Source organism: Rhodopseudomonas sp., from assembly GCF_013377015.1.
Lineage (GTDB): Bacteria > Pseudomonadota > Alphaproteobacteria > Rhizobiales > Xanthobacteraceae > JARJEH01.
The window spans coordinates 79888-94741 of record NZ_JACABA010000006.1 but is presented as its reverse complement, the minus strand read 5'-3'; the positions used below and the strand labels follow the sequence as shown (position 1 = coordinate 94741).

Sequence of the window (14854 nt, the reverse complement as noted above, 5' to 3'; positions counted from 1 at the left end):
TGATCACGCGAATCAGGAAGCCCATGCGCGTTTTTAGCGTTCCGTCCTCCGCGCCGTTGCTGCGCACGACGATTGCCGCGCTGGTCGATGGCCGGCTGGTCGCCGGATTCGAGGCGAGGACGCGACCCGAACGGCTGGCCGAGGCAACGCTGTATTTGCCGACTCGCCGCGCCGGACGATTGGCGCGCGAGATCTTCCTCGACGTGCTCGGCACCGACGCCGTGCTGCTGCCGCGGATCGTGGCGCTCGGCGATATCGACGAGGACGAATTGGCGTTCGCGCAGGCGGCCTCGGGCGCTGCCGAACTAGAGACGCCGCCGGCACTGGACGGGCTGCCGCGCCGGCTGTTGCTGGCGCAGCTGATCGCCGCATGGGCGAAGAGAATCGCCCCCGAGGACAAGACTCAGTCGCCGCTGGTGGTCGGCGGCCCGGCCTCGACGCTGGCGCTGGCCGACGATCTGGCGCGGCTGATGGACGACATGGTGACCCGCGGCGTCGACTGGACCGCGCTCGACGGGTTGGTGCCGGACGCGCTCGACACCTACTGGCAGCTGACGCTGCGGTTCCTCAACATCGCCAAGGAAGTTTGGCCGCCGCTGCTCGCAGCCCATGGCCGGATCGAGCCGGCGGCGCGGCGCGATCTGCTGATCGAGGCCGAGGCCAATCGGCTGAGTGTGCATCACAACGGACCGGTGATCGCCGCCGGTTCGACCGGCTCGATGCCGGCGACCGCGAAATTCCTCGCCATCATCGCCAACCTGCCGCAAGGCGCGGTGGTACTGCCCGGGCTCGATTTGACCCTCGACGACGAAGCCTGGCAATCGATCGGCGGGCTGGGCGACGCGCCCGGCAAGTTCTCGTCGCCGCCGTCGCCGAACCATCCGCAATTCGCGATGCACGCGCTGCTGACGAATCATTTCGGCATCCAGCGTTGCGACGTCGAGTTGCTCGGCGAGCCGGCGCTGCACGGCCGCGAGACGCTGGCCTCCGAAGCGATGCGACCATCCGGCGCCACCGCGCGGTGGTATCGGCGATTGGCCGAGCCGGAGGTGGCGCAAAGGATCTCCGCCGGCATGACCGATCTCGCGGTGATCGAGGCGCCGAATTCCGAGATGGAAGCGCTGGCGATCGCGGTGGCAATGCGGCAGGCGCGCGAACTTGGCAAGACCGCCGCGCTGGTGACGCCCGACCGCGCGCTGGCGCGCCGGGTGATGGCGGCGCTGGGGCGCTGGGACTTGCAGTGCGACGACTCCGGCGGCGATCCGCTGACCGAAACGTCGGCCGGGATTTTCGCGAGACTCACCGCCGAGGCGGCATTGCGGGGCCTCGAACCGGCGACCTTGCTGGCGCTGCTCAAGCATCCGCTGCTGCGGCTCGGCCGCGCGCCGAATGGCTGGCGCGGCGCGATCGAGACGCTGGAGCTGGCGCTGCTGCGCGGGACAAGGCCGCAAGCCGGCAGTGCCGGGTTGCTCAAGGACTTTCTGCTGTTTCGCCAGGAGCTGGCCAAGCTCAGGCGCGGCGAGCCGGCGGCGCTGCATCCGTCCGAGCCGCGCGCGCGGCTCGACGACGAAAGCCTCGATCAGGCGCAATCGCTGATCACTGCGCTGCAGGCCGCGCTGGCGCCGCTGGAAGACCTCGTCGCGAAGTCGCTGGATTTTGCCGAGTTCGCGCAACGCCACCGCGCGACGCTGATCGCGCTGTCGCAAGATGAGAGCGGCGTGGCGCAGGCGTTCGAAAGCCGCGGATCGGCGCTGGCTTTGGCGTTCGATGATCTGCTCGGCCCCGGATCGCCCAGCGGATTGATGGTCGCGCCGCGCGACTACGCCGAAGTGTTCCAGACCGCGTTTGGCGATCGCATGGTGCGGCGGCCAGAACTCGCCGGCGCGACGCTGCGGATCTACGGCCCGCTGGAAGCGCGGCTGACGGAGTCCGACCGGGTGATCCTCGGCGGGCTGGTCGAAGGGGTGTGGCCGCCGGCGCCGCGGATCGATCCGTGGCTGAGCCGGCCGATGCGGCACCAATTGGGACTCGATCTGCCGGAGCGGCGAATCGGGCTGTCGGCGCATGACTTCGCGCAACTGCTCGGCGCCGACGAGGTGATGCTGAGCCACGCCGCCAAGGTCGGCGGCGCGCCCGCGGTGGCGTCGCGCTTCCTGCACCGACTCGAGGCGGTGGCCGGCGCGGAGCGCTGGAACGCGGCCAAGGTGCGCGGCCGGATTTTTCTCGACTACGCCGAGGAACTGGATCGCCCCGCCGAGGTCACGCCGATCGCGCAGCCGGCGCCGAAGCCGCCGCGCGAGGCGCGGCCCACAAGGCTTTCGGTTACCGCGATCGAGGATTGGCTGCGCGATCCCTACACGATCTATGCGAAATACATCCTCAAGCTGTCGCCGCTCGATCCGGTCGACATGCCGCTGTCGGCAGCTGACCGCGGCTCGGCGATCCACGAGGCGCTCGGTGAATTCACCCAGACCTATGCGACCGCGCTGCCGGACAATCCAGCGCAAGCCTTGCGGGACATCGGCGAGAGGCATTTTGCGCCGCTGATGGAACACCCGGAAGCACGCGCGCTGTGGTGGCCGCGCTTTGCCCGCATCGCGACCTGGTTCGCGAACTGGGAGACCGAGCGGCGGCTCAATGTCCTGCGCGTCGTCGCCGAGACTCAAGGCCAGATCGCGATCCCGCTCGACGGTGGTCGCCAGTTCATCCTCTCGGCTCGCGCCGACCGGATCGAACATCGCCGCGACCGCACCTTCGCGATCCTCGACTACAAGACCGGACAGCCGCCGACCGGCAAGCAGGTGCGGATGGGGCTGTCGCCGCAACTGACGCTGGAAGCCGCGATCCTGCGCGAGGGCGGCTTCAACGATATCGCGTCCGGCGGCTCGGTCAGCGAACTGACTTACGTCAAGCTCAGCGGCAACAACCCGCCCGGCAAGGAAAATGTTCTTGAACTGCGGCGCGACCGCAGCGAGGAGGCGCAATTCCCCGACGACGCCGCGATCGAGGCGCGCGCCAAGCTGGAGGCGCTGATCCGCAAATTCGACGACGAGGCCACCGCCTACACCTCGCTCAATCTGTCGACGTGGTCGAACCGTTACGGCCGCTACGACGACCTCGCCCGGATCAAGGAATGGTCGGCGGCCGGCGGCCTCGGAGACGACACATGAGCGCGCCGCGCAGCATTCCGCCGGAGGCCGTGGCGCGGCAAATTCTGGCCTCCGACCCCGCGGCCTCGGTGTTCGTGTCGGCCAATGCCGGCTCCGGCAAGACCCACGTGCTGGTGCAGCGGGTAATCCGGCTGCTGCTCGACGGCGTGCCGCCGGAAAAGATCCTCTGCATCACCTTCACCAAGGCGGCCGCCGCCAACATGGCCGAGCGGGTGTTTTCCACGCTCGGCCATTGGGTGTCGCTGGACGATGCGGCGCTGAGCGCAGCGGTGCGGGCGACTGGCGTGAAGAACGTCGTCCCCGCAACGCTGATGCAAGCGCGAAAGCTGTTCGCCTGCGCGCTGGAGACGCCGGGCGGGCTGAAGGTGCAGACCATCCACGCGCTGTGCACGCGGCTGCTGCAGCAATTTCCGTTCGAGGCCAACGTCCCGGCTCGCTTCACCGTGCTCGACGAGCGCGACCAGGCCGAGATGATGGAGCGCGCCAGCTTGGCGGTGCTGCTGCGGGCCGCGGCGCAACCCGACAGCGCCGAAGGCCGCGCACTGGCGATGGCGATGACCAGCGCCGCCGACGTGACGTTTCGCGACGTGGTGCGGGAAGCCTGCATGAGCCGCCACCAGTTCAAGGCCTGGACCGACCAGAGCGGCGGCGTCGACGGCGCGATGGCGCAGTTGTCGGCCGCGCTCAGTGTCGCGCCCGACGACAGCCACGAAACCGTCGACCGCGAGATCGTCGACGGGCCGAATCTGCCGCAACGCCGCTGGAACGAGGTCGCCGCAATTCTGGAAGGCGGCAGCAAGACCGATGGCGAGCAGGCCGGGCGGCTGCGCGAGGCGCTGGCGTTGACCGGAACCGCGCAGCTCGAGAAGTACCTGCAGGTGTTTCTGACCAAGGAGATGACGCCGCGCAAAAGCGTGGCGACGAAGAGGATCGCCGACGCCAGACCCGAACTCGCCGGCGCCCTGGCGCGCGAGAGTGACCGAGTTGCCGATTTGCTGCAACGCCGCCGCGCGCTGCTGATGCGCGACCGCACTTGGTCGCTGCTGGTGATCGCGACCGCGGTGGCGGCGAACATTCGCCGCGAAAAATCCGAGCGCGGTCTGCTCGACTATGACGATCTGATCGACAAGACTCTCGATATGCTGGATCGGGTGTCCTCCGGTTGGGTGCATTTCAAGCTTGACCGCGGCGTCGATCATCTCTTGATCGACGAGGCGCAGGACACCAGCCCGCGGCAATGGGACATCGTCGGCCACCTGATCGCCGAATTCACCACCGGCGCGGGCGCTCGCGACGGCGTCCGGCGCACCGTGTTCGCGGTCGGCGACGAGAAGCAATCGATCTTCTCGTTCCAGGGCGCGGTGCCGCGCGAATTCGCCGACCGCCGCGAGCTGTTCCGCCGCCGCTTCAAGGATGCCGAGCTGAAATTCGAGGCGGTCAATTTCAACTACTCGTTCCGTTCCGGCGCCGCGATCCTGCAATCGGTCGACTGGGTGTTCCGCGATCCGGCGATCTATCGCAGCATTCATGCCGACAGCGCCTACCCGATCCATCAGTCGCTGGCGGATGCCGGCCCGAGTCTGATCGATTTGTGGCCGCTTGAACTGCCCGACGAACGCCAGAATATCGAAGGCTGGCGCGCGCCGTTCGACGCCGTTTCGGAGACCAGCCCCGAGGTCCGGCTGGCGCAGCGGGTGCAGGCGGAGATCGCGTCGCTGATCGGCGGCCGCACGCTGACCGGACCGATCGGCCAGCGCCGCGCGCTGCGCTATGGCGACGTGCTGGTACTGGTGCGCCGCCGCGGCAAGGCGTTCGACGCCATTATCCAGGCGCTGAAGCGCGGCGGCATTCCGGTCGCCGGCGCCGACCGGCTGAAGCTGACCGAGCACATCGCCATCATCGACCTGTTGCATCTGGCCGACTCGCTGCTGCTGCCGCAGGACGATCTGGCGCTGGCGGTCGCGCTGAAGAGCCCGCTGTTCGGCCTCGACGACGACGATCTGTTCCGGCTGGCATGGCGGCGTAAGGGCGCGCTACGCGACGCGCTCGGCGCGCAGGCCGCGACCGATAGCAAGTTCGAAGCGGCGTTGCGTCGACTCACCGCTTGCGAAGTCCGCGCCAATGCCGAGACGCCGTTCGCATTCTATGTCTGGCTGCTCGGCGGCGACGGTGGGCGCGCCCGGATGCTGCGCCGGCTCGGGCCGGAGGCCAATGACGCGCTCGACGAATTTCTGCAGCTGGCGCTGAGCTATGAGCAGAAGGCGCCGGCCTCGCTGCAGGGCTTCGTGGCCTGGCTGCGCGCCGCCGATACCGAGGTAAAGCGCGACATGGAAATCTCGCGCGACGAAGTCCGGGTCATGACCGTGCACGGCGCCAAGGGACTCGAAGCGCCGGTGGTGTTCCTGGTCGACACCACCTCGTCGCCCGCCGACACCCAGCGGCTCAACCTGGTGCATTTGCCGCGCGGCAATGCGGCGCCGGCCGCGCCGGGCGTCGTGGTGTGGGCCGGCCGCAAGACCGACGATCCGCCCGCGGTCGCCGACGCACGCGCCGCGATGGTCGCGCAGACCGAGGACGAATACCGCCGACTGCTCTATGTCGCCATGACCCGCGCTGCCGACCGGTTGATCGTCGGCGGCGTGATGCCGGGCAACCGCAACGAGGTGCGGGCACTGTCGTGGTACGATTTGATCGCTACCGGGCTGGAGAATTCCGGGCTGCGGATGCAGGCGGTGCCGCCGCCCGACGGCAGCGTGAAGCGCTATTGCCGCGACGACGACGCCACGCCGGAGCCCGGCATCACCGAGATCGCCCCGGCAATGCCGGCGGTGATCGTTCCGCAATGGCTGCGCACGCGCGCCCCGGCCGAGCGGAGGCCGGACGAATTGCTGCGGCCATCCGATCCCGCCGATGGCAAAGGCCGCCGCATCCGCGGCGGCGAGTCCGAGGAGGCCCGCGCACGTGCCTTGCTGCGCGGCGCGCTGGTGCATCGGCTGCTGCAATCTCTGCCGGACTTGCCGGCCGAACGCCGCCCTGACGCGGCGACGCGCTATCTCATCCGCAACGCCGCGAACTGGACCGACGCCGACCGCGAAGCGGTCGCGGCCGGCGTGCTGGCGTTGATCGGCGACGCCCGGTTCGCCGCGCTGTTCGGACCCGGCAGCCGCGCCGAGGTCCCGATCGTGGGACGGATCGGCACGCCCGAACGTATCGTCTCCGGGCAGATCGACCGGCTGGTGGTGACGGCCAGCGAAGTGCTGGTCGTCGACTACAAGACCAACCACGCCCCGCCGCGAAATCCGTCGGAAACGCCGCCAACCTATCTGCGGCAGCTGGCACTGTACCGCGCCGTGCTCGCCAGTTTGTACCCCGACCGGCCGGTCCGCGCCTCTTTGGTTTGGACAGAAACCATTGAATTGATGGAGATTTCAGCCTCTGCGCTGGACGCGGAGCTGACTCCCTTCAGGTTCCCGTGACCGCGCTTGACCCGGCCCCCCCGCGTTCATAGGTTCAATCCATCATCCTGGCGCGATTCCCCCGCCGCGCCCTTCATTCGTTCAAACGAGGTACCCCATGGCCGTTGGCAAGGTTTCAGACGCCGATTTCGACACCGAAGTACTGCAGGCGACGGGGCCGGTCGTGGTGGATTTCTGGGCCGAATGGTGCGGCCCCTGCCGCATGATCGCGCCGGCGCTGGACGAGATTTCCGGCGCGATGGGCGACAAGGTCAAGATCGTCAAGCTCAATGTCGACGAGAGCCCGAAGACAGCTTCGAAATATGGCGTGATGTCGATCCCGACGCTGATGATCTTCAAGGGCGGCGAGATGGCCTCGCGCCAGGTCGGCGCCGCACCGAAGCAGAAGCTGCAGCAGTGGATCACCGCCGCGGTGTGATCTCGCGCAATTGAATCGATTACGACGGCCGGCGAGGTTTTCGCCGGCCGTTTTGTTTGGCGTTATCGCAGCCAGCCGGTCGCCAGCACACTCGCCCATTCCAGCCTACCGTTCTGCCGCGCCAGCGCGGCCATCGCCGCGTGGTCGTAGGGCACCTGACGGAACGTCACCTGCCAGCGGTTGGCGCGCTCCTCCAGGATCGCGTAGCTGGCGTCCGGCGTGCCGGTTTCCATGATGTGCGGATAGGGCACGACGTCGCGATAGCCCGGACAGCCAACGCTGCCCGGATTGACGATCATGCGGCCGTCGCGCAACCGGACCGCGCGGGGAATGTGGGTGTGGGCGCACAGGATCAGCGACTGCGCGATGCCTTGCGCCCTTTCCTCGATCTGTTCGATCGCCGCCATCTGGACGCCGCCCTCCGGCGTCACCGTTTCCAGCCAGTAAGTGTTGTCGTCGTCCGGCGTGGCGTGACAGAGATAGACGCTGTCGCGATAGACCGCGCTGAACGGCAGCGCCCGCAGCCAGTCGAGATACTTCGGCGTCAGTTGCCCGTGCGCCAAGCGGTCGGACGGATACATGTCGTCGAGCTTGAAGTCGGTGAGATAGCGGTCGTGATTGCCGCGGACGCAGGTGGCGTCGAGGCCCATCATGATCTCGACGGTGCGGCCGGCGTCGAGCGGGCCGCTCGCCATGTCGCCGAGATTGACGATGTCGTCGATGCGCTGGGCGCGAATGTCCGCCAGCACGGCCTCCAGCGCCAGGTAATTGCCGTGAACGTCGGCGATCGCCGCAAAACGCATGCCGTACTCCGGACAGTTCAGGTTGGCGGCGTGCCGTTGGCGGCCAGCACATCGCCGGCGAGATACAGCGATCCGGTGATCAGGATCCGTGGCGGGACCTCGTAAGCGAGCGCGGCGAGCTTGGCCAGCGCGACGTCGACGCAGGAAGCGAGTTCGACCCGCATGCCGAGCGCCCGCGCGGCGTCGGCGAGCTGCTCCGGCGGCATCGCATCGGCGCGGCCCGGGATCGGCACCGCGATGATGTGGCGGGTCAGGCCGGCGAAATTGCCCAAAAATCCCGCGGCGTCCTTGTTGCCGAGCATGCCGACGATCACCACCAACGGCCGCGACACCCGCTCCTCGAGATCGCCCAGCGCCGCCGCGGCGACCCGGCCGCCATCGGCATTGTGGCCGCCGTCGAGCCAGATCTCGCTGCCTGCAGGCGCCTGCGCGATCAGTCGGCCTGAGGACAGCCGCTGCATCCGCGCCGGCCATTCGGCCCCGACCACGCCGGCCTCATAGGCGGCATGGTCGATCCTGAAGCCGTCGAGCGCCCGCAGCGTCGCGATCGCCAACCCGGCATTGTCGAACTGGTGACGCCCGAACAATTTGGGCGCGGCCAGATCCATCAGCCCGCGCTCGTCCTGATAGACTAGCCGGCCGCGTTCGACGCCGACATGCCATTGCTGGCCGCTGGCATGCAGCGGCGCCCGCAGCCGCCGCGCCTGCTGCTCAATCACCGCCATCGCCTCGGCGGGCTGCTCGGCGCAGATCACCGGCGCGTCGCGCTTGATGATGCCGGCCTTCTCGGCGGCGATGGCGGCCAGCGTTGCCCCGAGAAATTCGGTGTGGTCGATGCCGATTGGCGCCAACACGCAGGCGGCGGGCCGCTCGATCACATTGGTGGCGTCGAGCCGGCCGCCGAGCCCGACCTCGAGCAGCACCAGATCGGCCGGATGTTGCGCGAACAGCCAGAACGCCGCCACTGTCTGAATCTCGAACAGCGTGATCGGCGCACCGGCATTAACCCGCTCGCAATGCGCCAGCGCGGCGATCAGTTCATCGTCGCTGGCCAGAACACCGCCGCCCGGCCGGCCGATCCGATAGCACTCGTTGAGCCGGACCAGATGCGGGGAGGTGTAGGCGTGAACCCGCAGCCCTGCAGCTTCCAGGATCGCGCGCAGATAGGCGAGCGTCGAGCCCTTGCCATTGGTGCCGGCGACGTGGATCACGCCGGGCAGCTTGCGTTCGGGATGGTCGAGCTGGGCCAGCAGCCGCTCAACCCGACCCAGCGTCAAGTCGATGCGGTTCGGATGTAGCCTCGCCAGTCGCGCCAGCAATGCGGCAAGCGGCGTCAGCGGCGGAGCGGCTCCTTCGCTCACGCCTGCGGCGCGGCGGGCGCCACCACGGTCTCGGGGGTGGGCGGGATGACCTCGACCGGCTCGACCACCGGCTCGGGAGCGGGTTCGGCCGGAGCAGCGGCAATGATCTCGGCAGCGGGCGCCTTGGTCAGAATCCGGCACAGCCGCGCCAGCGTCGCGCGAAGATCGTGGCGGTGCACCACCATGTCGATCATGCCGTGGTCTTTGAGATATTCGGCGCGCTGAAACCCTTCCGGCAATTTCTCGCGAATGGTCTGCTCGATCACGCGGGCGCCGGCGAAGCCGATCAGCGCGCCGGGTTCGGCGATCTGCACGTCGCCGAGCATCGCGTAGGAGGCGGTGACGCCGCCGGTGGTCGGATTGGTCAGTACCACGATATAGGGCTGCTTGGCCTCGCGCAGCATCTGCACGCCGACCGTAGTACGCGGCATCTGCATCAGCGACAGAATGCCCTCCTGCATCCGGGCGCCGCCGGAGGCCGCGAACATGATGAAGGGCGATTGCTTCTCCACGGCCAGTTCCAGGCCGCGGACGATCGCCTCGCCGGCCGCCATGCCGAGAGAGCCGCCCATGAAGTCGAAATCCTGCACCGCGGCGACGACGCCCGCGCCTTCGAGCTTGCCGTAGCCGACCCTGATGGCGTCATGGGCGCCGGTCTTGGTGCGGGCATCCTTGATCCGGTCGACGTAGCGGCGCTCGTCGCGGAATTTCAGCGGGTCGGCGGTGACCTCGGGCAGCGCGACATCGAACCAGGTCTCATGGTCGAACAGCGATTTCAGCCGCGCGGTCGCTCCCATCCGCATGTGATAGTTCGAGCCGGGGATCACGAACTGATTTTGCTCGACGTCCTTGTAGAACACCAATTGCCCGGTATCCGGGCATTTGATCCACAGATTCTCCGGCGTATCGCGGCGCAGGATGTTGCGGATCTTCGGCCGTACGACGTTGGTCAACCAGTTCATGACGTGCTCCGCGCCGCTGCCGAAGCGGCATTGCCGTTCAGCCGGCTCACTGTCTACCTATATGGCGGCCGGGCCGCGACCCGGCAACCGCCGCTTTCGGTCAATATCGACCCGATTTCGGGTTATTCCGCGGCCTGCTTTGCACCACGAATCCCGGCGGCCAGCGAGGCCACCAGATCGGCGACCGCGGCGACCGTTCCGGCCGTGGCGCGGTTGTCGGCGTCAAGGGATTTTTGCAGCGCATCGATCAAGGCCGAGCCGACCACCGCGCCATTGGCCTGGCCGGCGATGGCGCGCGCCGCCTCCGGGGTGCGAATGCCGAAGCCGACGCAGACCGGCAGATCGGTATGGCGCTTGATCCGGGCGACCGCGGCGCCGACCGCGGCGGCGTCGGCGCTGCCGGAGCCGGTGATGCCGGTGATCGAGACGTAATAGACAAAGCCCGAGGTGTTGGCGAGCACCGCCGGCAGCCGCTTGTCGTCGGTGGTCGGCGTCGCCAAGCGAATGAAGTTCAACCCGGCCTTCATGGCGGGGAGGCACAATTCGGTGTCTTCCTCCGGCGGCAGGTCGACGATGATCAGGCCATCGACGCCGGCGGCCTTGGCGTCGACCAGGAATCTGTCGACGCCGTAGATGTAGATCGGATTGTAGTAGCCCATCAGCACGATCGGCGTCGTGTTGTCGTCGTTGCGGAAGGTCGCGACCAGCGCCAGCGTCTTCTTCAGCGTGGTTCCGGCCTTGAGCGCGCGCAGGCCGGCGGCCTGGATCGCCGGCCCGTCCGCCATTGGATCGGTGAACGGCATGCCGATCTCGATCACGTCGGCGCCGGCCGCGGGCAGCGCCTTGATGATTTCGAGCGACGTTTTCAGGTCGGGATCGCCCGCCATCACGAAGGTGACAAAGGCGGCGCGGCCTTGCTTCTGCAACTCGGCGAAGCGGGTATCGATGCGGGTGGTCATAGCGTGCCTGTGGGGCTGCGGCAACGGGACGAGGCGCCCACGTCTAGCAGCTCGCCGTCATACGGCAAGCATCCTGTTGCGCTATTGAGTTCCAGTAGTAAATTCGATCAATTCGAATGGCCGGGGCTGCAATGGACATTGAAAAGTCGAACGAGCCGGACGCTTATCTCGCCTTCGAGCGCGAAGGTTGGGCCGCCGTGATGGCGGGCTACAAAGACGGCTTCGCGTCGGTCACGCAGCAGACCATCGCGCCGCTGCTCGACGCCGCCAATGTGCAGGCCGGGATGCGCGTCGCCGACATTTGCTGCGGGCCGGGTCTGCTCGCCGCCGCGGCGGTCGCGCGCGGCGCCAGCGCCATCGGCATCGACTTTCCCGGCGTGGTCGCGTTCGCCCGTTCGGTCGTGCCGGAAGCCGAGTTCCGGGCCGGCGACGCCACCGATCTGCCGTTTGCCGACTCCTCGTTCGACGCCATCCTGTGCGGCTACGGCATTCTCCACGTTCCCGATCCGGAGAAGACCCTGCAGGAGATGCTGCGCGTGCTGAAGCCCGGCGGGCGGGCGGCAGTCAGCGTCTGGGACAGCGAGACACCCAATAACGGTCTCGGCCTGATCTTCCGCGGTGTTCACGACCACGGCAGCCTGAACGTCACGCTGCCGCACGGCCCCAATCTGTTTCAATTCAGCACCCCCGACAAGCTGCGCGCCGCCTTGACCGGGACCGGCTTCGCATCGGTCGAGGTCAGCCTGGTGCCGCAGAACTGGCCGCTCGAATCGGGGAAGGCCCTGATCGATGCGGCGATCACCGGCACGGTCCGCGCCCGCACCATCCTGGCGGCCCAGACCCCTGAGGCGATCGACAACATCGCCGCCTTCATCGACAAAGCCGTCCCCGACGAGCGCGGCGGCGGCATCAAGGTGCCGATGCCGGCACTGGTCGGGAGTGGCGTCAAGCCGTGAGATGGCAGACGCCGGCCGGCCGCCTCTTGATCAGAACCTGCCGCCGAGAATCTCCGCCACCTGCGGGATGTCCTTGTCGCCGCGGCCGGACATGTTCACCACCATCAGGTGATCCTTTGGCAGTGAGGGTGCCAGTTCCATCACCTTGGCGATGGCATGAGCGGGCTCCAGCGCCGGGATGATGCCTTCGAGTTTCGACAGCAGTTGGAACGCCGCCAGCGCCTCGTCGTCGGTGGCGGACTGATAGGTCACGCGGCCGGTTTCGTGCAGCCAGGAATGCTCCGGTCCGATGCCGGGATAGTCCAGCCCGGCCGAGATCGAATGGCCTTCCAGGATCTGGCCGTCGTCGTCCATCAGCAGATAGGTCCGGTTGCCGTGCAGCACGCCGGGGCGGCCGCCGGCGATCGAGGCGGCGTGGAGTTGGGTCAGGCCGTGGCCCGCGGCCTCGACGCCGAAAATCTTCACCGTGGGGTCGTCGAGGAAGGGGTGAAACAATCCCATCGCGTTGGAGCCGCCGCCGATGCAGGCGATCAGCGAATCCGGCAGCCGGCCTTCGGCTTCTAGCATCTGCGCCCTGGTCTCGGTGCCGATGATCGACTGGAAGTCGCGCACCATCATCGGATAGGGGTGCGGGCCGGCGACGGTGCCGATGCAATAGAAGGTATCGCTGACATTGGTGACCCAGTCGCGCATCGCCTCGTTCATGGCGTCTTTCAGGGTGCGCGCGCCGGCCTGCACCGGCACCACCCTGGCGCCGAGCATCTCCATCCGGATCACATTAGGCTGCTGCCGCTCGACATCGACCGCGCCCATGAACACGATGCATTCGAGCCCGAACCGCGCGCACAGCGTCGCGGTGGCGACGCCGTGCTGGCCAGCGCCGGTTTCGGCGATGATGCGCTTCTTGCCCATCCGTCGCGCCACCATGATCTGGCCGAGCACGTTGTTGACCTTGTGCGAGCCGGTGTGATTGAGCTCCTCGCGCTTGAAGTAAATCTTGGCGCCGCCGAGATGCTCGGTCAGGCGTTGCGCAAAATACAGCGGCGAAGGCCGGCCGACGTAGTCCTTGAGATAGCCGTCCATCTCGGCCTGGAACGCCGGGTCGGCCTTGGCATCGGCGTAAGCCTTCTCCAGGTCGAGGATCAGCGGCATCAACGTTTCGGCGACGAAGCGGCCGCCGAAGATGCCGAAATGCCCGCGTTCGTCGGGGCCGGATCGAAACGAATTTGGCAAGACTGGATTCATCAAATCATCAATTCTTGGCTGGCGCGCGCGGCGCGGATGAAGGCGCGGATCAATTCCGGATCTTTCACCCCCGGCGCGCTTTCGACGCCAGAGGACACATCGACGCCGCCGGCGCGCGTCACCCGCAGCGCCTCGGCCACATTGCCGGCAGTGACGCCGCCCGACACCATGAACGGCAGTTGCAGATCGAGGTCGCGCAACAGCTGCCAGTCGAACACGGCGCCGAGCCCGCCCGGCCGAGTGGCGCCCTTCGGCGGCCGCGCATCGAACAGGATGCGGTCGGCGACCGCGGCATAGAGGGGCAATCCGGCGAGATCGGCCGATGTCGCCACCGCGACCGCCTTCATCACCGGCAATTGGAATTTCTGCCTGATGTCGCGGACCCGCTCGGGGCTCTCGCTGCCGTGCAATTGCAGCAGGTCGGGCTGCAGCGCCTCGATGATCTCGGCGAGCAGCGCGTCGTCGGGATCGACGGCCAACGCCACTTTGCCGGCGCGGCCGCGCGCCTGCTGGCCCAACGCCCGGGCGACCTCAAGGCCGACATGTCGCGGCGAGGCCGGGAAGAACACGAAACCCGCCATATCGGCGCCGGCCTGCAACGCCGCCTCGAGCGTGTCGCGGGTCGAGAGGCCGCATATTTTGACAACAACGGACATCGGCAACGGACACCGGCTCGCAGGACGGGGCAGCCGACGAGGCGCCGGCAAGAGGGCGGTTCTACAACGTCGCGCCGGCCTTGTCGCGCTCGCTTGCCGCGGAAGCCCGCCCCAACAGCTTCGGCAACTGCTGCGGCTCGCTCGGAGCCGGCGTGGCGATGCTGGCGCGCAGATCCGCCAGTTGCGCCCGCGCCTCCAGCGCGTCAGCCTGATGCCGCCGCGCAGCGCGGCGCCAATGCCGCTGCCTGATCCAGGTGGCGATCCCGCCCGCGAGCACGCCGACGATCGCCACCGCGATCACCAGGGCGAACAGCGGCAACGTCACGCTCCCGGAAGTGTCACCGACATTGAGCGGATCGAATGCCACGGTGACCAGATGACGGTTGGCGACCGCGAACACGATCAGGATCAATCCGAGCGGCACCAGCACCAAGGCCATGAAAAATTTATACATGTCGTTCTCGCCTTACCCAGCAAACGGGTCCCGCGCTATGCGCCAGCGTCAGAAGCGCCCTGCTCGCGGTTCAGCCGTTCGCGCATTTCCTTGCCGGTCTTGAAGAACGGCACGCTCTTCTGATCGACCGGCACATGAGCGCCGGTGCGCGGATTGCGGCCGGCGCGCGCGGGCCGGTGCTTCACCGAGAACGCTCCGAAGCCGCGAAGCTCGACCCGGTCGCCCCGCGCCAGCGCCGCGACGATCTCGTCGAGAATCGCGTTGACGATATTCTCGACGTCCCGCTGATACAGGTGCGGGTTGTGCTCGGCGATGCGCTGAACAAGTTCTGATTTGATCATCGAGTGATAAGCCCGTGCGTGCGGACCGCCATTTCCGTGAAAATGCTGTGATC

12 protein-coding genes are annotated in these 14854 nt (G+C 67.7%); 4 read left to right on the top strand and 8 right to left on the bottom strand.

Features of this window, described 5'->3' with window-relative positions:
* The first annotated feature begins 23 nt into the window (after window positions 1-23).
* The 3 genes from addB (at window position 24) to trxA (ending at window position 7064) form a co-directional block, all read left to right on the top strand.
* Window positions 24-3170: a double-strand break repair protein AddB gene (addB, locus tag HXX15_RS20460; protein WP_296518385.1), complete on the top strand. Its 3147-nt coding sequence runs from the start codon at window positions 24-26 to the stop codon at window positions 3168-3170.
* Window positions 3167-6646 carry a double-strand break repair helicase AddA gene (gene addA / locus HXX15_RS20455; RefSeq protein WP_296518383.1) on the top strand — a complete coding sequence of 1160 codons (3480 nt, stop codon included), beginning with the start codon at window positions 3167-3169 and terminating at the stop codon, window positions 6644-6646. Before addB ends, addA begins: the two co-directional genes overlap by 4 nt.
* Before the next feature lie 97 nt (window positions 6647-6743).
* Complete coding sequence (gene trxA, locus HXX15_RS20450) at window positions 6744-7064, top strand: thioredoxin (protein ID WP_296518382.1); 321 nt, start codon at window positions 6744-6746, stop codon at window positions 7062-7064.
* Between the two features lie 62 nt (window positions 7065-7126).
* Here the strand turns inward: trxA and HXX15_RS20445 are convergent, their stop codons facing one another.
* The 4 genes from HXX15_RS20445 to trpA form a co-directional block, all read right to left on the bottom strand.
* Window positions 7127-7867 carry a metallophosphoesterase family protein gene (locus tag HXX15_RS20445; protein WP_296518380.1) on the bottom strand — a complete coding sequence of 247 codons (741 nt, stop codon included), beginning with the start codon at window positions 7865-7867 and terminating at the stop codon, window positions 7127-7129.
* Window positions 7868-7884: 17 nt separating this feature from the next.
* Window positions 7885-9228, bottom strand: coding sequence for a folylpolyglutamate synthase/dihydrofolate synthase family protein (locus HXX15_RS20440; protein ID WP_296518378.1), 1344 nt, complete (start codon window positions 9226-9228; stop codon window positions 7885-7887).
* Window positions 9225-10190, bottom strand: a complete 966-nt coding sequence (gene accD / locus HXX15_RS20435) for an acetyl-CoA carboxylase, carboxyltransferase subunit beta (protein ID WP_296518376.1) — start codon at window positions 10188-10190, stop codon at window positions 9225-9227. Before accD ends, HXX15_RS20440 begins: the two co-directional genes overlap by 4 nt.
* Window positions 10191-10312: 122 nt before the next feature.
* Window positions 10313-11149: a tryptophan synthase subunit alpha gene (trpA, locus tag HXX15_RS20430; protein WP_296518374.1), complete on the bottom strand. Its 837-nt coding sequence runs from the start codon at window positions 11147-11149 to the stop codon at window positions 10313-10315.
* 131 nt (window positions 11150-11280) lie between these two features.
* On the opposite strand from trpA, the gene HXX15_RS20425 reads away from it, so the two are divergent.
* Window positions 11281-12105 (top strand): methyltransferase domain-containing protein, encoded by an 825-nt coding sequence (locus HXX15_RS20425; protein ID WP_296518372.1) that lies wholly within the window; start codon window positions 11281-11283, stop codon window positions 12103-12105.
* Between the two features lie 30 nt (window positions 12106-12135).
* Here HXX15_RS20425 and trpB read toward each other — a convergent pair whose 3' ends face one another.
* The 4 genes from trpB to HXX15_RS20405 all read right to left on the bottom strand — a co-directional run bounded on the left by trpB (window position 12136) and on the right by HXX15_RS20405 (window position 14801).
* The gene (trpB, locus tag HXX15_RS20420) at window positions 12136-13350 is read right to left on the bottom strand and encodes a tryptophan synthase subunit beta (protein WP_296518370.1); all 1215 of its coding nucleotides are present in this window, start codon (window positions 13348-13350) and stop codon (window positions 12136-12138) included.
* Entirely contained in the window at window positions 13350-14006 is a 657-nt protein-coding gene (locus HXX15_RS20415) for a phosphoribosylanthranilate isomerase (protein ID WP_296518369.1), read from the bottom strand. Before HXX15_RS20415 ends, trpB begins: the two co-directional genes overlap by 1 nt.
* 61 nt (window positions 14007-14067) lie before the next feature.
* Entirely contained in the window at window positions 14068-14460 is a 393-nt protein-coding gene (locus tag HXX15_RS20410; protein ID WP_296518367.1) for a lipopolysaccharide assembly protein LapA domain-containing protein, read from the bottom strand.
* Window positions 14461-14495: 35 nt separating this feature from the next.
* Window positions 14496-14801 carry an integration host factor subunit beta gene (locus HXX15_RS20405; RefSeq protein ID WP_296518365.1) on the bottom strand — a complete coding sequence of 102 codons (306 nt, stop codon included), beginning with the start codon at window positions 14799-14801 and terminating at the stop codon, window positions 14496-14498.
* Window positions 14802-14854: the final 53 nt, after the last annotated feature.

Bases quoted from the DNA above. Each gene is read 5' to 3' on its own strand.
- addB (WP_296518385.1), top strand. From the start codon at position 24: ATGCGCGTTTTTAGCGTTCCGTCCTCCGCGCCGTTGCTGCGCACGACG.
- addA (WP_296518383.1), top strand. From the start codon at position 3,167: ATGAGCGCGCCGCGCAGCATTCCGCCGGAGGCCGTGGCGCGGCAAATT.
- trxA (WP_296518382.1), top strand. From the start codon at position 6,744: ATGGCCGTTGGCAAGGTTTCAGACGCCGATTTCGACACCGAAGTACTG.
- HXX15_RS20445 (WP_296518380.1), bottom strand. From the start codon at position 7,867: ATGCGTTTTGCGGCGATCGCCGACGTTCACGGCAATTACCTGGCGCTG.
- accD (WP_296518376.1), bottom strand. From the start codon at position 10,190: ATGAACTGGTTGACCAACGTCGTACGGCCGAAGATCCGCAACATCCTG.
- trpA (WP_296518374.1), bottom strand. From the start codon at position 11,149: ATGACCACCCGCATCGATACCCGCTTCGCCGAGTTGCAGAAGCAAGGC.
- HXX15_RS20425 (WP_296518372.1), top strand. From the start codon at position 11,281: ATGGACATTGAAAAGTCGAACGAGCCGGACGCTTATCTCGCCTTCGAG.
- trpB (WP_296518370.1), bottom strand. From the start codon at position 13,350: ATGAATCCAGTCTTGCCAAATTCGTTTCGATCCGGCCCCGACGAACGC.
- HXX15_RS20415 (WP_296518369.1), bottom strand. From the start codon at position 14,006: ATGTCCGTTGTTGTCAAAATATGCGGCCTCTCGACCCGCGACACGCTC.
- HXX15_RS20410 (WP_296518367.1), bottom strand. From the start codon at position 14,460: ATGTATAAATTTTTCATGGCCTTGGTGCTGGTGCCGCTCGGATTGATC.
- HXX15_RS20405 (WP_296518365.1), bottom strand. From the start codon at position 14,801: ATGATCAAATCAGAACTTGTTCAGCGCATCGCCGAGCACAACCCGCAC.